Raw genomic sequence first — 20,270 nt, 5'->3', positions numbered from 1 at the left:
CCTTAAACAAACTAATACCAAGAAAATGGTGGATCGACTACACCGGGTGATCTTCATCGTTCTTTGACGGTTGGGTCAAAGAACGATGAGCCAGTGATTCACGATCTCAGCTGCGCTGCATGACAATTTCAGCGTACTCGGATGAGATGCAAAGTGTGTCATTGCCTGAGATATCGAACTTCTCGATCAGGGCCATGATATCGCGCTGCAGCGCCTCTTGTCCCGATGCGTCCAGTGCATCGAAGGCCTTTTGCATCGGGCCATAGAAAGTCCGAAAGTACTCTAGGAAGTGTTCGGCTGAACGGTAGCGGAACATGAAGTTCTTGCGTCGGAACGAAACGATGGTGCTGTGCGATCCGAAGGCTTCTTCAATCCAGTCCCGGCTGCCCCACATAGCCGGAGAGCTTACGCCAGCAGGTGGAGGCACATGTTTACCGATCGTTTTGAACAGAAGGCCGATGAAGCTGTCAGGCGTCCAGTTGGCCAGACCAATCTTGCCGCCGCTTTTGACGACCCGTTGCAGCTCTGCTGCTGATTGTTGTTGGTTCGGTGTGAACATCACGCCGAACGTCGAAACCACCGCGTCGCAGGATTGATCATCGAAAGGCAGGTTTTCGGCGTCGGCAACCTTGTAGGTCACGAACAGACCTTCCGCTTTGGCGCGCTGGCTGCTGGCGTCCAGCAGGGCTTCTACATAGTCGGTCGATGTAACATCACAAAAGCGCCGGGCGAAGGCCAGGGTGGCATTACCATTCCCGGCGGCAACATCCAGTACCTTGGAACCGGGCATCAGATCCATGCTTTCAGCCAGTTCCTCGCCCGTGATTTGCAGCGTGACACCCACTTTGCTGTAGTCGCCGGAGCCCCAGGCGACGTTTTGCTTTGCTTTGATTGCCGCAAAGTCTGTGGTGGCGTTGATCGATGTTTGAATACCCATGATATTGCTCCTTTTGATGTAGCAGTGGTTTGATGAAGGCCGCATTGCTAAATGCGGCCCCGGTCAGGCAGCTTGACGTTCTGGCCAGCTGACAGTTTCAACGGGCCGCTCCACATTGGCCACGTGTTCGAAAATCCTTGCGTTGATCCATTCGGGCTGGAAGACCGGCGCCATATGGCCCAGCTCGGGCAGCAACGCGATCCGCGCATTGGGCAAAGCCTTCGCGATCTCGACCGAGACGTGCTGCGCAATCTCAGGTGACTCCAAACCAGTCATTACCAACGTCGGTATTTCAAGCTTGGACAGGTCCTTCAGTTGCCAGGTTTCAGCAAAACCATTTGCAAAATCAGACATGACTGATGGGATCATCCCAATGAACCGGTCCTGGGCCTGCGCGGGCAGCGAGTTCCAAAACCCCTTCTCGTTCCAGAAATCCAAAAAGTGATGCATACCAGCAGCGGCATCGCCATCCGCTGCTGCGGCGCTCACCACACCCGCGAGAAGCTGGATTTGCCCGAACAGTTTCTTGCTGGCATCATTGCCAGCCTGCAGAAAATGAAAGGCTGCAGGCTCATATACCGTCAGGCTTTTGACAAGATCAGGACGCATCAACGCGACCTTGATGGCGACGCCTCCGCCGTTGGAATGCCCAACCAGATGCACGGGGCGTCCCAGCGCTTCGATTTCGCGGATTACCGGTATGGCAGAAAACGCCGCACCGTTTTGAGAGTTATCTCCAGTCAACGGGCTACGACCGTACCCGGGAAGATCAACAGCGTGAACACTAAAGCGACCTTCCAGATCCGCCGCCAGTTGGTTCCATTGCCCACTATTGGACGCCGAAGAATGCAACGCAAAAATAGGTGCGTTAATCATTTCAGTAGTTCTAAAAGAAATAGTCATCGTTCTTACCCAATCGCACTTAAGATGGGCAATAACTGACCTTTCTATGTTTCATTGTGATGTCTGGAAGCGGTGCCAAGTGTTTCAGTTGTTGCTCTGTGAAGCAGGTCACACAACTTGCTATCTGGCTCAAAAACAAACAGGTTTATCGGCCTGTACTTGGCTGAGTTGGCACCTATTGAAACAATTGAAACACGCGATGCTGATTTTGAAATGGCATTGAAACAATGGTATCCTAAAAATTCAGGATGACGATGGGCATGGCGAACGAATTTGAAGAAATCGAGAAGGCGCGGGACCTTCTTCGTGATGCGATCGAATCTCTCAAAGAAGGGTTCGCCCTCTATGATGATGATCGCCGCCTTGTCCTGTTCAATCAACGATATGCCGAGATGAACAAGGGGGTTGCCGACCTGCTGCAACCCGGACTGGACTGGGAAATCCTGATGCGCGAGACGGCGCGCCGGGGAATTTACGCCGAAGCCATCGGCAATGAACAGCAGTGGGTTTCGGACCGGTTGGCTAATGGGGTCGAGTTCATCCAAGACTTTGAGCTGATGGAAACGGATGGGCGCACCTATCTGGTTTCTGTTCATCCCACCAAGTTCGGCGGATTTGTCGTCACGCGTGAGGATATCACCGAACGCAAACAAGCCGAGGTCGAAGAGCGCGACGGGGATCTATTGATCCGAAAGGTGCTGGATGCCAGTTCGGCAATCGTAACTATGGCGCGGATTGGTGATGGACAGATCTTGTATCGCACGCCTGCTGCGCTGCAGATGTTCGGACCTTCCAAATCTGCAAAACAGCATTATCAAAAGCCGGAAGAGCGCGCGGATTTTGTAACCCAGCTTTTGGCCGATGGTCGTGTCGATGACTACAAGCTCGACTTGATTAATGCGGCTGGCAAAACCTTCCCTGCGTCGATTTCGTCTCAATTGATCGATTACAAAGGCGAAGAAGTCATCGTGACCAGCGTGATCGATCTAACCGTCCAGAAAGAGGCTGATGCCTTGATCCGTCAGGTCATGGAGGCTTATCCAGCAGCCATCAACATGACGCATGCCGACACCGGCGAGGTGCTGTTTGCTACGCCCGAGATAAAGGCGCTGTTTGGTGATGCAGAAAGTTCGAAATCCTACTATGCGGATCCGAATGAGCGCGAACGGTACCTGAAAGACCTCCGGCAAGCGGGGGCGCTTAAGGATCGGCGTATGGAGTTCGTCGATGCAAGCGGACGAAAGTTCTGGGGGGCGGATTCTTCACGGCTGATCGAGTTCAATGGTGAAGAAGTAATCGTTTCCAATACCCGCGATCTGACCGATGAATTGGCCATTGAGGCTGAGCTTGAAAAGCAACGAGAGCTGCTGTTCCAGAACGAAAAGATGTCTGCGCTTGGCGAACTACTCGCCGGTGTGGCGCATGAGCTTAACAATCCATTGTCGGTTGTTGTGGGTCATTCGTTGATGTTGAAGGAAGAAATTTCCGACCCCGATCTCGGTGTCAGGATTGAAAAAATCGGCAATGCTGCAGAACGCTGCGCGAAGATTGTAAAGACCTTTCTGGCGATGGCGCGTCAGCAGCCCAGCAAGATCGAGCAGGTTGATGTTCCCAGCCTGATCGAAACAGCTGCGGATGTCGCCGGGTACGGTAGCTCATCAGGCGAAATTCGCATTGAGCAAAGTGTGCCAGCAGACCTGCCTGCAGTTGCCGGGGATGCGGACCAGCTTACGCAAGTCGTCTTGAATCTTATCATCAATGCCGAGCAGGCCATGACCGCATCCGGCATCGGCGACCACATCATGCTGTCTGCCGAGGTCAAGCCTGACACGGGAATGGTTGAGATCACGGTTCAGGACAATGGCCCCGGTATCCCTAAAGCCATACGCGCACGTATCTTCGAGCCGTTCTTCACCACAAAAGAAGTGGGTGACGGCACCGGGATTGGGCTTGCTTTCTGTCACCGGATCATTCTGTCCCATGGCGGTCAGATCAGGCTTGATCAGGCCGCAGTGTCCGGCACCTGCTTCCGGATAACTCTGCCCGTCGCAAAGATGCAAAATGATGTGGCTGAAGAAAAACCCGAACCCGCCGCGAATTTTGCCAAGCACCGTGCATTGGTCGTGGATGATGAGGTCGAAGTGGGTGAGATCAATGCCGAGATACTGCGGAAGGACGGCTTTCACGTTGATTTCGTTACCTCAGGAGAAGAGGCGCTCAGGCAACTGCAGTCCGCCAACTACGATGTATTCCTAAGTGATATGAACATGCCCGGTGTTGACGGACGCAAGATTTATGAGGCGCTGGTGGCGCGTTTTCCGAAAATGCTGACCCGGACAGCATACATCACCGGGGACACCATGGGTGAAAGCTCATTGGGACTGCTGAAGGAATCCGGTCTGCCCTATCTGGAAAAACCCGTCTCGCCTTCGGAACTGAGAAGACTTGTCGGAAAGCTGCTCGCCGATCAGAAGGATCAAACGGATGAATGACCAGAAAACCCATATCCTGGTTTGCGATGACGAGATCGACGTGCGCGAGATGCTTCAGGAATATCTGAGCAAACGCGGGTACGAGGTTTCTGCAGCCGCTGGCGGAGAAGAGCTCCGGTCTGTCATCTCCTCTCGTGCTGTTGATGTCATGATCATGGATATCAATATGCCAAAGGAAGACGGTCTTTCGATCCTCAGATCGCTTCGTCCTGAAAACACGACGCCCGTGATCATGTTGACTGCAGCAGGCGATGTAGTGGACCGGATCATCGGGCTTGAGATGGGGGCAGATGACTATCTTGGAAAGCCGGTTGATCTTCGGGAACTGGAAGCGCGGATCAAGGCCCTATTGCGCCGAGGGGCCATCAACGAAAGTCTGCCTGCAGATGCCTCCGAAGGCAATTTGGCCCTTTTTGGCGACTACACGCTGGATAAAGAGGCAGCCAAACTTCTTGCGCCGGATGGATCCGAGGTCCCGCTAACGGCGATGGAGTATAGTCTGCTCAAGGTGTTTGCTGAAAACAAAGGGCGTGTTTTGAACCGTGATCAGTTGCTAGAACAAGCGCATGACCGGTCCTGGGACCCGTTCGATCGCAGCATTGATATCAGAATATCCAGACTGCGCCGGAAGCTTGAAACCAACCCGGAAAAGCCGGAAATCATCAGAACCGTGCGGGGTATAGGTTATGTTTATGATCCCAAATAGGGTTTGCCGTTCCGGACAAGCAAATTGCGAGTAGCACCGTGGAAACCAAGCTCGTCACGACCATAATTGCTGACATTTCTGACAGCACTCCGTTCTACGAAGAAATGGGGGACGATCAGGCGCAGCAGTTGATTCAGTTTGAAATCGATCGATTGCGTGAGGTTCTACTTGGGTTTGGCGGAGTTCCTGTGGGGCAGAAAGGCGATGACGTCTTGTCCTATTTCAAGGAACCCGAGGCCGCCGTAAACGCGGTTGTAGAGATGATTCAGAAACCGCCCGGAACATTACTGTCGGTCCACGCGGGTGTTCATCAAGGTCCCGTTGTTATTGGCGATAATGGGATATTTGGCGAAACAGTAAATCTGACCGCACGTTTGGCGGCCGCGGCCAATCCGGGTGAAGCTTGTGTCAGCGAAAGCGTCGCCAAGGATCTAAGCCCCGAGAGTCTCCAGATGCTCACCCCAATCGGATCGCTTCGCCTGAAAGGTGTGAGTGACCCGGTCAAAGCCTATTCAATCGTGGCCTCAACGGACGGGTTAAGCACCGTGATGCATCTGCCGACGCAGACGGCCAGCGGATCTGAGGGCATGCACCAGAATGAAAGCTTTGCGCTCATTCTTTATCACGACGATCATACCTGGCGGTGTCGGGAAGGCGGGGAGCTAACGATCGGCAGATCCAGTCAATGCGATGTCATCCTGCCTGAGCCGTGGGTTTCGCGACTGCATGCGGTACTCAGCATGAAAGGCGGGAAGCTGATGCTGGCGGATCGCAGTTCGTCGGGAACTTACGTACAATTCGAGAATGCGCGTGAAATCCAGCTTAAGCGCGAGAACATAATGCTGGCCGATAGCGGGCTGATATCGCCTGCACTATCAATTTTGCACTCTGATGCGCGCCCATTAGAGTTTGAGGTCGTCCGCCGATAAACGACGTGGCACGCCTGAATTCTGGCTTCTGTGGTGAAAGTCTCAGAAAGAAACTCGCGATTGTGCTAGAATCGGCGCCAATTGCGTATTTCAACCAAGATTGGGAGGGAATGATGTCATTGAATACTTCAGGAAACCAGCTTCGTCAGGGCGCTCTGATCCTGGGTGCAGCTACACTCTTGTTTGGTGCTGATGCAACTGCCCAGTCAGCGATGCCCAATGCCTGCCCTGTGGATGGGTGTGAGGTGCAGATCGTATCGGTCGCCAAAGAGGGCGACGAACTGCTTGTAAACTATGACGCGAATTTCACTCCGGACGTATCGAAGAACCATTTCCATACATGGTGGGGCGAAAGCTATTCCGTTGAGCAAGTCGGCAGAAATGCCCAAAGCGAATTCAATGCCGTTCAGGGCAGGTGGCATCGGCACGATGACTACCCAAGCTATGTGACGAAGGAGGCGGCCTCGACATCGGCGCGAGAGGGAGGGACGACACTGTGCGTTACTGCTGCCGATAGGGACCACAACATATTGGATGCGACCAAGTATCATTGCGTGGATGTGCAAGAGCATCTCTGAAGCGCCAAGAATATCATGACTTTTCCCGCGTTCATCGGCCGTTACGCTGTTGACCGTGAAATCGCGAGCGGTGGGTTCGCGGCGGTTGTCCTTGCGCGGGATGACGAGTTGGAGGTTCCGGTAACCCTCAAGATTCTGCACGCCAACCTTGCGACAAATGACAAAGTCATCACCCATTTTCTCGAAGAAGCCCGTCTGTTGCGGCGCATTCGATCTCCGCGCGTTGTCTCCGTGCATGACGTTGGGCGTTTGGAGGACGGGCGGCCCTATTTTGTCATGGACTACGCGGATCGCGGCACATTGGCCGACCGACTAAAGCGTCTAAGCCCCGCTGCTTTGGCCAAACGCGAAGGTGTGGAAATACTGATTGATGCAATGGCAGATGGCTTGTCTGCGGTTCACGACGCGAATGTCGTGCATCGGGACGTCAAACCCGCAAATGTCCTTCTGCAACGAGTGAAGCGGTCCAAAGACGATAACAGCACGACGGTTTCTGATGCTTTGGTCGGCCTAGACGAGAGGGTTTTCCTGGCGGATCTCGGTATTGCGAAGGATTTAGCGATCGGTGTGACCGGCGCGACCATGATGGCTGGGACACCGCTCTACCAAGCGCCAGAACAAGCTGAGCACGGGCAACCCGTGACGCCGATGACCGACATCTATTCGGCTAGCGCGCTGATGTGGCATGTCCTGACGGGAAAGGCGCCGCCGCCATTCCATCGCGTTACCGAGTATCTTTCCAGCCTGCCGGAAATGTGGCGCGATTGCATTGAGCACGGGATGGCAATGGACCCGCAGGCGCGTTTTCTGGATATGGTGTCCTGGCGCAGTGCAATGAATGAGGCGTTGGATCGTGACCGGCGAGAGGCCGCATCCGAAGCGGTGACGCAGATATCGGAAAGTAGGGTGGAATGCCCCTACAAAGGGCTCGCCGCGTTCCAGCCAGAGGATTCCGACTATTTCTTTGGACGCGAGGATCTTGTTGAGGAACTTGTGACCCGGCTTCAACAGAGCCGGATATTGGTTCTGGGTGGCTCATCCGGCAGTGGTAAATCATCCGTTCTGCGAGCAGGGCTGCTGCCAGCGATCGCTGCCAACGCGATATCCGGTAGCGAAAACTGGCGCGTTTGTGTTTTTACCCCCGGGCGCGATCCAATGACCGATTTGTACTTTCAACTCATCGGCGACAATTCTCACCTTACGGCTCAGGTCTCGCTCAACGACTTCATCGCCTATCCGAGTGCGGCGCGCCGTTTGGCCACCGCGAATGAAGGAGAGTTGTTGATCTGCATTGATCAGTTCGAAGAACTGTTCACGCTGGTCAAACATGAACGCAGAAGCAAGTTCATCGAAGCCTTGTCAGCTATGACAGACCCCGCAGATAGCCGTGTTCGTATCGTGCTGACAATCCGTGCGGACTTTTATGCATCCTGTGCAGAGATACCGTGGCTTGCGGATCGAATCTCGGAAAACCAGTTTTTGGTTGGGCCGATGACACGGCCCGAGCTGCGCCGCGCAATCAGCGAACCGGCACATGCAGCTGGTTTGCACATGGACAGGTCCCTTATTGATGCGATCGTTGATGAGGCCGGGCGCGAAGCGGGTTCGCTCCCGCTGGTGGCGCATTCTCTGTATGAAACATGGAGCCGACGTAAAGGTGCGGTCATGTCTCTGGACGGCTACCGTCAGTCCGGTGGTGTCACAGGGGCAATCAGCCAGACAGCAGAGACACTTTTTACAGACGTTTTTGACAAAGTTCAGCAAGAGGCAACCCGGCGGCTATTCTTGCGTCTGGTTACGCCCGGCGAGGGGACACCGGACACACGGCGGTTGTTGCCGATCGATGAGATCGAGCGCGACTCGGACCCGGACACAACGCGGCGGGTCGTTGAAGCTTTGACAGATGCGCGGTTGCTGACGCTGGATGACAAAAATGTTCAGATTGCGCATGAGGCGCTGCTGCGTACATGGCCGCGACTTAATTCATGGATCGAAGAAAGCCGCGATGATCTGCGCATGCGTCAGCGTATTCAGCATGATGCTGCAGAGTGGGATGTTGAAAATCGCGAGCCCGATTTACTTTATCGCGGCACAAGGTTGTTGTCGGCTGAAGAATGGTCGGTGAAGAACCAGAATATCCTCGGTGCGTTAGAGCGGGAATTTCTGGGCGCTGCACGAGACGCGCGTGACCAAGCGCAGGCTGCATCCAAGATGCGCCGGCGTCGGCGTCGACGTATCAATCAAGTTGCCGTTGCTGCCCTTGCCTTGCTGGCCATTGGCGCAACGGTTTCGTCTTTCTTGGCTATCCGCGCGTCCAACCTTGCCGAAAGCAACAGACAGATGGCAGTTGCCGCAACAGCTGAAGCCAATGAAAGGTTCGCAAGGGCGCTAGGCGCTGCGGCGAACGGGTTATCGGATACAGATCCCTTGCTTGCCCTGTCACTCAGCGCCGAAGCGATTGTCCGAGCCGAAACTGCCGGTTCGACATCAGAAGCGCGGGCGGCGATGCTGATGGCTCGGCAAAATTTGGGTGAGGGTGGGCTTGTCCCATTGGGCAGCCCGTTTACGGTTGGTGACGCGCAGACGATGGCTATTGATGCATCCGGTACGCGTGTTGCGGTTGGATTGCGTGATGGGCGCATCGTGGTTCATAGGGCTGAATCCGGCGGAGCGGTTATTGCTGAACTGGTGGGGCATTCCGGCGGGATAAGGGATGTTGCATTCTCTCCCGATGGAGAGTTGCTGGTTTCAGCGGCAACGGATGGGGATGTCCGCCTTTGGAATGTTGGTTCGGCCAGATACGGCCCGATCACGACACTGTTTTCTGGCAATGACGTCGCATTTGGCGTGGCCTTTGATTCCACCGGCAAGCGTATCGCGTCGGCGACCGGTGACGGGACCGTTCGCCTCTGGAACGTTTCCAATGGAATGCAAATTGGAGAGCCATTGGCGAAAATGCCGCTGGGCTTCAAAAAGGTCGCGTTTTCGCCCGTTTCAGAAGGACTTGTTGCCGGAAATGTCGATGGTGGCATATTCGGCTGGGTCGACGCAAAGGCTACGCCTGCATTTCCGCCGATACCGGGCGGTCCGCTGGGGCCTGACCCCGATCACCTGTCCTTCAGCCGCGACGGGAGAACATTCGCGGTAGCCCATACGAACGGGAAGGTCACGACGATTGGTTTTCCGGATGGTTCTCCGATTGTTGATCGTTTTTCAGATAGTACCGACATCGTAGCAGCAGCATTTACCGCGCCGGACAATCTGCTGGTAGGGGCAGGGGCAGACGGAACGCTGCGATTGGAAAATTCAAACATGGAACGTGTTGGCGACGTGGTGCAAGCGCACAGTCAGAGGGTTGTGGACCTTGAAGTCGCCCAAAATGCCCCGTTGCTGGCGACTTTGGGCCGGGATCAGCAGGTACGTCTCTGGCGGATTGGAACCGACCCCGGCAGCAAAGACACGCTTGTTTTGCAGAACGGGGCAAAGGCGCTGGGCATCGCTTATACGCCGGATGCAAAGTCTATAGCCATCGGTGACAGTGAGGGGAACATCTGGGTCTGGAAGATGGAGGCTTCCATGAAACCCATGCAGCTGAAGGGGCATGAAAGCCAGGTGTGGGCGATCTCTTTCTCGCTGGATGGCAAAACCATGGTGACTGGTGATCGCGAAGGCGGCTTGAAAATCTGGGACACGGCTGCCATGCGGCTGAAAAATCAACTCGATCTGGGGCAGGCTCCCGTCTGGTCGATCATGCCGGGGTCAGGTCCCGAGGTCTTTGTGGCGACAGGAGATGGAGTGCTGCAAATCGATATCTCAGAGGCTGATTTGGTCAAGAGCTTTGCGCCAGCTGACATTCAGGCAAATCGTGTCGCCGTCTCTGAAGATGGCAGCATGCTGGCAGCGGCCTCGGTGGATGGTAAGGTCTATATTTGGTCGATTGGCGACGGTCAGTTGATCAGAGTGATTGAAGCTGATGACAACACGCTTTGGAGTGTTGCTTTCAGTCGTGATGGCACACAGGCTGCAACTGCTTCCAGCGATGAGGTGGTCAAGGTGTGGGATGTTGAAACCGGCGAAGAGCTTGCCGCTTATGGTGGCCATAAGGGTGGGGCGACAGATGTTGCCTTTTTGGCGGATGAGGCAACCTTGGTGGCAATCGACCGATCTGGGGAACTGCATTGGTGGGATACCGCGACGCACCGTCGGCTCATGCCTGTCGAAAAGATTCATGCAGGCCCGACCTGGCGTATCGCGCTTGCACCTGACGGACATTCTTTTGCGACAACCAGCGAAGCCGGTGATGTTCGGGTTTGGGACAGGTTGAGCTTAGAGATCGCATGTGCGTTGGGCAGTCCAACCTTTGATGAAGGGCGCAGGGTTCAGTATTTGGGAAGCGATGAGCCAACAACGACCTGTGATGCCTTCGCGAATTGATCACATGGCGAGTATTGAAAAGCACGGACGGGCGCTTGGATTTGAAGCGGAACTAAGCAGGCGTGATCAGATTATGGTCGGTTCACAACGAAATCCGGCATGATTTGCGCCTGTGTGATTGCGTCAACGACGTCATGCCCTGCGAAAAAACCGTACCCCGAAATCAAGGCCGAGGCGATTCCGGCAGCATGGGCCCCCAATATGTCGGTATGCAAGCTGTCGCCAACCATAAGCACGCGAGTTTTATCGACCCGGCCAAGTCGCTTGAAAGCCAAGTCAAAAATATTCTCAAATGGTTTGCCGAAGAATTCGGGTACAACGCCGGTTCGGTCGGCAAGACGGTGCGCGAACAGACCGGGTTCGTTTGAAAATCCGTGCTCGCGTGGTGCGACTATGTCCGGATTTCCAACCAATACCGGACGCGGGCGTTTTAGCAGGGCTGCTTCCAAATGGGCCTGACGTGCCTCGGACCAGACGGCTGAGCCGATCATCAGAAACCCCTCAACCGAGTCATAGGGCTCGGGATCGTCATCGAGATAAGTCAGGTTCAAATCTTCCAGGTCGCGAAGGCCGGTGCTGGGTGTTGCCATCAAACCCCAATGCAGCGCGCGTTGACCGCCTAGCTCAGCCAGCAGTGTTGCGCGGCTTGTGATGATATCCTCTGACGCAAAATCATATCCCAGCCGGGCGTATTTCTCGACGAGCGCCGCATGAGGGTGACCAGCTGCATTCGAGACGACCAGAACACGTTTACCCATGGCTTTGAGCTGATCAATCCGCACGGCTGTACCGGGAATCGCAGTCTCGCCGATATTGAGGACACCGAACGCATCCAGAAGGAATACATCGAAGCCTTCAGCAATATCCATCAAAGTGTTCGCATGCTGATAGGATTGAACAGCCGGTTCAGCAGCCGGAAGTCGATGCCGAACGGCCTCGTAGGCGTCGAAAGCCTCTTGGGTCGTGAAGCGGCTCAAATAATTGCCCCTCGTACTTTGGCAGACACCCATTCGCTGATCATGACGGCAATCAGAATGACGATCAGGATAAGGCTGACCTGCGGCCATGCCAGAACGTTCAGCGACGCCGACAACTGCAGCCCGATGCCGCCTGCGCCTACGAGGCCAAGAACCGTAGACTCGCGAATATTGATGTCCCAGCGGAATACGGCGATCCCGGCAAAGGCGGGCAATATTTGCGGGACGATACCATATGCCATGACCTGCCAGCGGGATGCGCCGGTGGCGGTGATGGCTTCGACTTGGGTGTGATCAATTTCCTCGATGGCTTCATAGAGAAGCTTGGCGCAGAAGCCGATCGAACGAATGGCTATGGCGATAACACCTGCGAATACTCCGGGTCCAATGATTGCGATTAACAAAAGCGCCCAGATCAACGAGTTGATCGAGCGGGTTGAGACGATGATCAGTAACGCGATGGGGCGGATGAACACGGCCGATGGCGTGGTGTTGCGGGCGGCCAGAAAGGCGACCGGTACGGCAAGGAACAGCGCAATGATCGTACCAAGTGTGGCGATGTTCAGCGTGTCCCAGATCGGGCGGCCTAACTGCGTGATGTAGTCCCACTTTGGTGGTGTCGCGCGGGTCCAGATATCGTTCGCGATCCGGGGTGCGTCCCACACAAAGAACCATGTCGTCGAGGCCGAGATGATCTGCCAGCAGTAGACAAAGACCGCCACACCCAACAGCCAGCAAAACCAACGCACAAGGCTTTGACCGGTCGTGCGTCTGCGCCAGATTTGCGTACCTTCATGTTCAAGCACTGGCATTACTGGACCCTCGCGCGGATGATACCCGAGAGGTATTCGAGCGCCATGACGATCCCGATGATCAGGATCAGAATGGCTGCCGCAGTGTCATACTCATAGCGGTCAAACGCCGTATTCAGCGTTGCCCCAATGCCGCCGGCCCCCACAAGCCCAAGAATTGCACTTTCGCGAAAGTTGATATCGATCCTGTACATCGACAGCCCGACCAGTCGCGGCATGACCTGTGGCTGCACGCCGTAGTTGATCCATTGCATCCATCGCGCGCCCGAGGCTTTGATCGCCTCGGCCTGCACTTTGTCCATGGCCTCGATGTCTTCAGCCAAGAGCTTGGACAGGAAACCGATAGTGGCGAAGGACAGTGTCAGGAAGCCGGCCAAAGGTCCGAACCCAAAGATGGCAACCAGAAGAATGGCGACGATGATCTCTTGCAGGGCGCGGCTGATCGCAACAATGCCTCGGCAGATCACATAGACCGGGAGAGGCGCAATATTGCGTGCAGCGCCCAGTCCGATCGGGATCGATATCAGGATGCCCACCACCGACGCTGCAACCGTCATCACGATGCTCTCAAGAAGACCGCTCCAGATATCACTCCAGCGCGATATGAAATCCGGGCTTGTGAAAGCAAGGACAAAAGCCCAACCGCGATCCAAGCCTTCATAAACCCGGCCCCAATCCACCTCGATGGTCATAAATGCCGCAATCAGATAGGCGACGAATCCAACGATCAAGGTCCAGCGCAGTAAGGCGTTTTTGACGAAGGCCGGTTTCCGCCAGCCTTTGCCCAGCAGGTCATCAAGTTCGGGATGGCTCATTCCGCGGCCTCGATCTCTTCGTCGTCTTCAACTTTCTCTATGGTCGCTTCCCAGTCTTCTTCGCCATAGATTTCGGTCAACTTGTCAGGCGTAAGCCCAGAGGGGAGGCCGTCAAATACGATTTCACCAAAGCGTAGGCCAACGACGCGCGGTACGAACATTTGCGCAAGGGCCACGTCATGAATGTTGATTATCGCGGCTAATCCGCGTTCCTGACACAGCTCGGTAATCAAGCGCATGATCTGACGGCTGGTTTTTGGGTCCAGTGAGGCGGTCGGTTCATCGACCAGCAGAAGCTTGGGATTTTGGATTAGCGCCCGGCATATTCCAACCCGCTGACGCTGACCACCTGACAGTTCGTCCGCGCGTTTGTCGGCCATATGCAACAGACCCACGCGATCCAGCAGGCGGAATGCTTCATCCACGTCAGACTGGGGGTAACGTCGCAGGAAGCTCCGCCAAAACCCAACATATCCCAGCCGTCCCGACAGTACATTTTCCATGACGGTCAGGCGTTCAACCAGTGCGTATTCCTGAAAGATCATCCCCATTTCACGACGTGCTTTCCGCAGCGCGCCCGAGCCGAGTTTGACCAGGTCCATGTCGTCCAGCAGAACCTCGCCACTTGTGGGTTCAACCAAACGGTTAATGCAGCGGATCATGGTGGATTTGCCAGCACCAGAAGGCCCGATCAGCGCCAGAACCTGGCCCTTTGGCACATCTAGATCGATCGCCTTCAGGGCCTGATCGCCGGTTTTATAAGTTTTTGTAAGCTTTTGAAGCCGCAGCATTTATGCCCCCGGTTCGGGTGGTAACGGGCCCCGCAGGGCCCGTTGGATGTAGTATCGACTACTGGCAGGCGTAGGAAACGCCGTTGGCCGCGTCGATCTTGCGGATGACGTCCCAGAACTCCTGATAGGTCATCTCAAGGAACTGACCTTCATTCGATTTCGAGAACTCAGCCTCAAGCGTCGTTCCCTCCCAGTCGAAGCTGAAGAAGGCATTGCGGATTTTCTCCTGTAGCTCCGGCGTCAGGTTGTACACGGTTCCAAAGCCTGTCGTCGGGAAGGTCTGCGACTTGTAGATCGTGATGACGTCGTCTTCGTTGATAACATCGCGCGAGATCATCCGCGATTTGACCGAATTAGCGATCGAGGCAGCCAGATAGTCCTTGTTTGCGACACCCAGGATCGAGTTGTCGTGTTTGCCCGAATAAACCGGCTCAAAATCGCGTTCGGGAAGCAGATCAAAATCGCTTTTCAGGATCGCCGAGGGCGCTTTGAAGCCCGAGTTCGAAGTAGGAGAAGTAAAGGCCAATTGCTTGCCCTTGATATCCTCAACCTTTTCGATGCCTGAACCGGGATAGGTGATGATCTCCATCTCGTATCCGAAGTTTCCGTCTTTCGACGCCATGATCGTGAAGGGCCTGAATCCGGCGCAGTTCACGGCCAACGGGTTTGAACCGGTATTGAAGCCCGCAATATGCAGACGCCCCGAACGCATGGCCTCAATCTGGGCCGCGTTGTTCTGAACTGGAAAGAAAACAACGTCTTTGCCAGTTTCCGCTTTCAGATGATCAAGAAAGTCTGACCAAGCAGTTTTGTATACGGCAGGGTCTTCAACCGGGGTGTAGGCAAAGATCAGAGTATCAGGATCAATCTGATCGGCAGGATCAGCGGGGATATCCGCGATCAGATCGCCATCGGCATCACAGAACCGCGCATCCAGATCACCGCGCGGGCAGTCTTGCGCCGAAGCCGTGCCCGACAGTGACAAGAGCGCGATTGCGGAAGCTCCGATCAGTAGTTTGATATCAAATTTCATTTCTTCCTCCCAGTCATGCGTGGCTTTTCTGTCCACGGTTTGTCGTTCTTTGTAAGGACTGCTCAGCGACAAGAATCTTCACCCCGGCGTCGTTGATCGCGCCAAGCAAATCCCCTGTTGGTTGGGTATCAGTTACGATTGAATTCAGCCCGTCAAGGTCGCCCACACGGGTCAAACCTTTGCGGTCGAATTTCTCGGACCCGATCAGAAGATGTCGCGTCGCGGCGCGTGCCAGCATCATCCGTTTGACGGTTGCGAAACCGCGCACGGTCTCTGACGGCCCTTCTTCTGACAGGCCGGACGCGCCAATCATGCAGCGATCGACGTTGAAACGAGACAGGAAATCCAGTGTATCTGTCCCGATCGTGGCGGACTCGGCGGTCAGATATTCGCCTGGGCATAGAATGACTTCAACGGGTGCGTGACCAAGGGTCATGGCCACCGGTATCGAATTCGTAATTGCCGTGCAGTGAATGCCCCGATACGCCAACATACGGGCCATCTCGATCGTGGTTGAGCCGGAATCGATCATCACCGTCTCGCCTTCCTGAATCAGGTCAGCTGCGCATTTGCCGATCTTTTCACGCTCATCAAGGCGGGCGTGGGTGCGCTCATCCAGACTTGGATAACGTCCTTGTATCGGGGCAGAGGCACCGCCATGCGCCCGCGAGATCAGCCCATCATCAGCTAGGGCATCAAAATCCCTGCGCACCGTTTCCGCCGAAACATTGAAACGCTGCGCCAATTCGCTGATCCGGACGTGCGGGCGAAGCTTCAATTCCAACAATATCTCACGGCGGCGGTCGGATTTCTTGAACCGACTCTGGCCCTTGTTGGTTTTCTTATCGCGCGTTTCCGCTTTGGGCATCTGGCAATCCGACTCGGTTTCAATCTCACTTTTGTGGCGTTTCAGTCGTTTTGCAACAATTTCTGTTGCAAAGCCCACGATTCATTGTGAGACTTCAAAGAACTGTTTCTATTTCGAGGCGTAGCAATCGAAGTGCACCGGCGTTCTGGATGTAGCCACCTTGTTCAACAGCACGTATGTGTTGCCATTGCCCTTTGCGTAGTGCCAGAGCCAAGAGCGCGCGCATGAGCAAGACCGAATTCACAGATCAGATCGGTGCGCTTCCAGTGCGATGGGACAAGTCCGACAAGCTGCGGGTTCTCATGGTCACTTCGCGTGACCGGGGGCGGTGGGTCATCCCCAAAGGTTGGATGATGGATGGTAAGAAGCCTTGGCATGCCGCTGAAATCGAAGCTTTGGAAGAGGCCGGAGCGGTTGGCTTTATCTCCAAGAAATCGATCGGGTGCTTTCACTATGACAAGCGATACGAGGGTAAAAGCAGCGTGCCTTGCCGCGTAACGCTTTATCCGTTGATTGTGGAACGGCTCAAACGCCGTTGGAAGGAACGCGACGAACGCAAGCGCCACTGGTTCTCACCTGCCAAGGCCGCAAAGCTTGTCGAAGAGAAAGAACTGGCGCGTTTGTTAAAGAGCCTGTCAGATAATCAAGAGACGTTGGCTGTTATCGAAAAATTGCGAAAGGCCGCATGAGGAAGGGCATATAAGAGCCGGGAAATCCGGACGCAGTGAACTTAAAGGGAGAGAAATCAATGAAGAAATTTACATCCACAACGTTGGGATCGCTTATTGCCCTTGCCGCATCGATGTCAGCGGCACAGGCTGACAAGTTGACACTTTATTGTTCTGCGCAAGAGGATTGGTGCCAGCTTATGGCGCGCAGTTTTGAGGACGCGACCGGCATCGACGTTAATATGACCCGTAAATCCTCGGGTGAGACATTTGCTCAGATCCGTGCAGAAAGCTCCAACCCAAAGGGTGACGTTTGGTGGGGCGGAACGGGGGATCCGCATCTGCAGGCCGCAGAAGAGGGCCTGACGATGGAATACATGTCGCCGATGCGTGACCAGCTTCATGATTGGGCGATTTCTCAGGCGGAAAGCGCGGGTAACAAGACCATCGGCATCTATTCAGGTGCGCTTGGTTACGGCTACAATGCCGATCTTGTCGCCGCGAACAACCTTCCCGAACCTGCTTGCTGGAAGGACCTTCTGAAGCCCGAGTACAAGGGGCACGTTCAGATGGCGAACCCGAACTCATCAGGTACGGCCTACACGACCCTGGCCTCGATGGTGCAAATCTTCGGCGAGGACGAAGGATTTGAGTTCATGAAGGGGCTGCATTCGAACATCAACCAATACACCAAGTCGGGCTCGGCACCGATCAAGGCTGCTGGTCGAGGCGAGAATACAATTGGTATCGTTTTCATGCATGACGCAGTAAAGCAGGCGGTATCGGGTTTCCCGATCAAAGTCGTCGCGCCATGTGAAGGTACTGGTTACGAGATCGGTTCGATGTCGATCATCGAAGGCGCGCGCAACGAAGATGAGGCCAAAAAGTTCTATGACTGGGCATTGTCGCCCGAGGCGCAGAACCTCGCCCTTCAGGTAAATGCCTTCCAAGTGCCGTCAAACAAAGGTGCTGAAACTTCGGAAAGCGCGCCTGACATGAGCCAGATCAAGCTGATCGACTATGACTTCAAGAAATACGGCTCGTCGGATGAGCGCAAGCGCTTGCTGCAGAAATGGGACGAAGAGGTTTCGGTACTGCCGCAGTAAATGACTGACGACACGACAAAAACGACCCATCCGGTTCTGATCTTCTGGGTCATCGCCGGGTGGGTCGGATTCTGCCTGCTGCCGTGGTACATGGTTGACGGTGGCCTGTGGTCGTTCGATTGGCTGCTGGACGGCTACCCTTTCGACGAAGATTATGCGCCTGCTGCCTTTCTAATCGGGCAGGGTGAAAAGCTGTGGCTTGCTCCGCTTCTTATTGCACTCCTGCTGCCACTTCTGGTGTTAAGACGCGCCAAATCAGATCCGCTTCATGCGCGCATTCTGATCCTGTCAGGGGCACTGGGCTTCGGCTGGCTGATCGCACAAGGGTTCAGCATCGGAATCCGAGGCTACAATTTCGATTGGCTGGAAGCCTTGTTCGGAGAGCTCGGTGATCGGCAATTCGGCATGGGCTATGGCGCGATGATCTGCGCGTCGAGTTTTCTGTTCCTTCTGACCCAGGGTGTCGCCGCACGTGGGGCGATTAACGGAGACGTCTTCGTGGTCAGCGCCATCGGTGGTGTGATCACCATCGTCACCGCGTTTGTATTCTTTCCTATCGCCAAGATGCTGTTCGCTGCCTTTGTGACGGAAGAGGGCGCGTACTCCATCGCAGTGTTCTTCTCGAAATTCTTTGACGACCGGCTTTGGGGGCTGGGATGTTTCTGGGGCGCACGATGCGGGGCGGCATGGAACTCACTGTTTCTGGCCATCCTCGTCGGCTTCATCACCACTGCGCTCGGCTTGTGCTTTGCGCTTGTCGTGACCCGCTCGGGCTTTCGGTACAAGCGCGCGTTGCGCGCACTGACGGTTCTGCCGATTATCACGCCACCGTTCGTGATCGGCCTAGCGCTGATCCTGCTGTTTGGATTGTCGGGTTCAGTAACGCAGTTCTTTGCCGAATTAATCGGCACCCAACCCACTCGCTGGCTGTATGGCATGCCGGGTGTTCTGATTGCTCAGACTTTGGCATTTACACCCATCGCCTTCCTTGTGCTGATTGGCGTCGTTGAAGGGGTGTCTCCCTCGATGGAAGAAGCGGCCCAGACATTGCGCGCGAATAGATGGCAGACGTTCAAAACCGTGTCCCTACCGTTAATGCGCCCTGGCCTTGCCAATGCTTTCCTTCTGGGCTTCATCGAAAGCATGGCCGATTTCGGCAACCCACTTGTGTTAGGTGGCAATTTCGATGTGCTGTCGACCGAGATTTTCTTTGCAATTGTTGGTGCGCAATATGATCAGGGTCGCGCTGCGGTTCTGGCCATGGTGTTGTTGTTCTTCACGCTTTCTGCCTTTTACGCGCAGCGAGCCTGGCTGGGTAAGAAAAGCTACACCACAGTCACGGGCAAAGGTGACGCTGGCGTACATCCATTGATGCCAACCGGCCTTTCCATCCCGGTGCTAACCGTCGCCCTTGGCTGGGCCGTGTTTACCATCGTCGTCTACGCCATGATCGTCTACGGCAGTGTGGTCGAGCTGTGGGGGGTCAACAATTCCCTGACGTTCAAGCACTACGTAACTGCCTTCTCGGTTCGGTTCGAGGCGGAAGGAATTCGCTGGACAGGGGCCGCATGGGACAGTTTCTGGACCACCATAACAATCGCCGCAATCGCCGCGCCGCTTACGGCTGCAGTTGGGCTCGTGACGGCCTATCTACTAACCCGGCAGAGTTTCGCAGGCAAAGATGCTTTTGAGTTCGGCACCATGCTGTCCTTTGCCATCCCTGGCACGGTGATCGGCGTCAGCTACATTCTCGCCTTCAACGTGCCACCGATCGAGATCACGGGAACCGGTGTCATCCTTGTTGTCAGCTTCATCTTCCGCAATATGCCGGTCGGTGTCCGAGCCGGCATCGCCAGCATGTCGCAACTGGATCGCAGTCTTGACGAGTCATCTCTGACCCTCGGGGCAAATTCGTGGCAGACTTTCCGGCGGATCATCCTACCACTACTGCGCCCGGCAATTCTTGCGGCGCTTGTGTACAGCTTCGTGCGGGCCATGACGGCGATTTCGGCCGTGATCTTTCTGGTCAGCGCGGAATATGACATGGCGACCAGCTATATCATCGGGCGGGTCGAGAATAACGACTATGGTCTCGCCATCGCCTATTCCACCACACTGATCTTTGTGATGCTGTCAGTGGTTGCCCTGATGCAGCTGATCGTGGGTCGGACCAAGATCGGGCGACGAATGACGCAGTCGCGGACCAATGTTTAGGAGAGTT

The 20,270-nt window shown here is 55.1% G+C and carries 16 protein-coding genes; 8 read left to right on the top strand and 8 right to left on the bottom strand.

Annotated elements, in window-relative coordinates; translation table 11 throughout:
• Positions 1 to 106: 106 nt before the first annotated feature.
• Both ACR0I1_RS05105 and ACR0I1_RS05100 read right to left on the bottom strand, forming a co-directional pair.
• The gene (locus tag ACR0I1_RS05105; protein WP_480705255.1) at positions 107 to 937 is read right to left on the bottom strand and encodes a class I SAM-dependent methyltransferase; all 831 of its coding nucleotides are present in this window, start codon (positions 935 to 937) and stop codon (positions 107 to 109) included.
• Positions 938 to 1,000: 63 nt separating this feature from the next.
• Positions 1,001 to 1,813, bottom strand: a complete 813-nt coding sequence (locus ACR0I1_RS05100) for an alpha/beta fold hydrolase (protein ID WP_480705253.1) — start codon at positions 1,811 to 1,813, stop codon at positions 1,001 to 1,003.
• 287 nt (positions 1,814 to 2,100) lie between these two features.
• On the opposite strand from ACR0I1_RS05100, the gene ACR0I1_RS05095 reads away from it, so the two are divergent.
• The 5 genes from ACR0I1_RS05095 to ACR0I1_RS05075 all read left to right on the top strand — a co-directional run bounded on the left by ACR0I1_RS05095 (position 2,101) and on the right by ACR0I1_RS05075 (position 10,979).
• Positions 2,101 to 4,332 (top strand): hybrid sensor histidine kinase/response regulator, encoded by a 2,232-nt coding sequence (locus tag ACR0I1_RS05095; protein WP_480705251.1) that lies wholly within the window; start codon positions 2,101 to 2,103, stop codon positions 4,330 to 4,332.
• Positions 4,325 to 5,038, top strand: coding sequence for a response regulator (locus ACR0I1_RS05090; RefSeq protein WP_170396223.1), 714 nt, complete (start codon positions 4,325 to 4,327; stop codon positions 5,036 to 5,038). Before ACR0I1_RS05095 ends, ACR0I1_RS05090 begins: the two co-directional genes overlap by 8 nt.
• A 38-nt stretch (positions 5,039 to 5,076) precedes the next feature.
• A complete protein-coding gene (locus ACR0I1_RS05085) occupies positions 5,077 to 5,967 on the top strand; it encodes an adenylate/guanylate cyclase domain-containing protein (protein WP_170646452.1) in 891 nt (296 codons plus the stop codon).
• 113 nt (positions 5,968 to 6,080) lie between these two features.
• The gene (locus ACR0I1_RS05080; RefSeq protein ID WP_170396227.1) at positions 6,081 to 6,545 is read left to right on the top strand and encodes a hypothetical protein; all 465 of its coding nucleotides are present in this window, start codon (positions 6,081 to 6,083) and stop codon (positions 6,543 to 6,545) included.
• 15 nt (positions 6,546 to 6,560) lie between these two features.
• Positions 6,561 to 10,979 carry a WD40 repeat domain-containing serine/threonine protein kinase gene (locus tag ACR0I1_RS05075; RefSeq protein WP_480705249.1) on the top strand — a complete coding sequence of 1,473 codons (4,419 nt, stop codon included), beginning with the start codon at positions 6,561 to 6,563 and terminating at the stop codon, positions 10,977 to 10,979.
• A gap of 71 nt (positions 10,980 to 11,050) precedes the next feature.
• Here ACR0I1_RS05075 and ACR0I1_RS05070 read toward each other — a convergent pair whose 3' ends face one another.
• The 6 genes from ACR0I1_RS05070 to ACR0I1_RS05045 are packed head-to-tail and all read right to left on the bottom strand — an operon-like array spanning position 11,051 to position 16,275.
• On the bottom strand, positions 11,051 to 11,989 hold the full coding sequence (locus ACR0I1_RS05070) for an HAD-IIA family hydrolase (protein WP_480705247.1): 939 nt from the start codon (positions 11,987 to 11,989) through the stop codon (positions 11,051 to 11,053).
• Positions 11,953 to 12,768 carry a phosphonate ABC transporter, permease protein PhnE gene (gene phnE, locus ACR0I1_RS05065; RefSeq protein ID WP_170396234.1) on the bottom strand — a complete coding sequence of 272 codons (816 nt, stop codon included), beginning with the start codon at positions 12,766 to 12,768 and terminating at the stop codon, positions 11,953 to 11,955. The genes ACR0I1_RS05070 and phnE (ACR0I1_RS05065) overlap by 37 nt, the downstream gene beginning before the upstream one ends.
• Entirely contained in the window at positions 12,768 to 13,583 is an 816-nt protein-coding gene (phnE, locus tag ACR0I1_RS05060; protein ID WP_170403405.1) for a phosphonate ABC transporter, permease protein PhnE, read from the bottom strand. Before phnE (ACR0I1_RS05060) ends, phnE (ACR0I1_RS05065) begins: the two co-directional genes overlap by 1 nt.
• Complete coding sequence (phnC, locus tag ACR0I1_RS05055; protein ID WP_480705245.1) at positions 13,580 to 14,374, bottom strand: phosphonate ABC transporter ATP-binding protein; 795 nt, start codon at positions 14,372 to 14,374, stop codon at positions 13,580 to 13,582. Before phnC ends, phnE (ACR0I1_RS05060) begins: the two co-directional genes overlap by 4 nt.
• A gap of 58 nt (positions 14,375 to 14,432) precedes the next feature.
• Complete coding sequence (phnD, locus tag ACR0I1_RS05050) at positions 14,433 to 15,407, bottom strand: phosphate/phosphite/phosphonate ABC transporter substrate-binding protein (RefSeq protein WP_170396240.1); 975 nt, start codon at positions 15,405 to 15,407, stop codon at positions 14,433 to 14,435.
• Between the two features lie 13 nt (positions 15,408 to 15,420).
• Positions 15,421 to 16,275, bottom strand: coding sequence for a DeoR/GlpR family DNA-binding transcription regulator (locus tag ACR0I1_RS05045; protein ID WP_170422365.1), 855 nt, complete (start codon positions 16,273 to 16,275; stop codon positions 15,421 to 15,423).
• Between the two features lie 224 nt (positions 16,276 to 16,499).
• Between ACR0I1_RS05045 and ACR0I1_RS05040 the strand changes: the two genes are divergently transcribed.
• From ACR0I1_RS05040 to ACR0I1_RS05030, 3 genes are read left to right on the top strand one after another with little or no spacing between them, the layout of a single operon-like run.
• Positions 16,500 to 16,964: an NUDIX hydrolase gene (locus tag ACR0I1_RS05040; RefSeq protein ID WP_170396245.1), complete on the top strand. Its 465-nt coding sequence runs from the start codon at positions 16,500 to 16,502 to the stop codon at positions 16,962 to 16,964.
• A 59-nt stretch (positions 16,965 to 17,023) separates the two neighbouring features.
• Positions 17,024 to 18,049: an ABC transporter substrate-binding protein gene (locus ACR0I1_RS05035; protein ID WP_170422361.1), complete on the top strand. Its 1,026-nt coding sequence runs from the start codon at positions 17,024 to 17,026 to the stop codon at positions 18,047 to 18,049.
• A complete protein-coding gene (locus ACR0I1_RS05030; protein ID WP_480705243.1) occupies positions 18,050 to 20,263 on the top strand; it encodes an ABC transporter permease in 2,214 nt (737 codons plus the stop codon).
• Positions 20,264 to 20,270 lie beyond the last annotated feature (7 nt).

Source organism: Ruegeria sp. B11 (genome assembly GCF_056539785.1).
The sequence above is the reverse complement of the archived record's forward strand: the minus strand, read 5'-3'. Positions and strand labels throughout refer to the sequence as shown.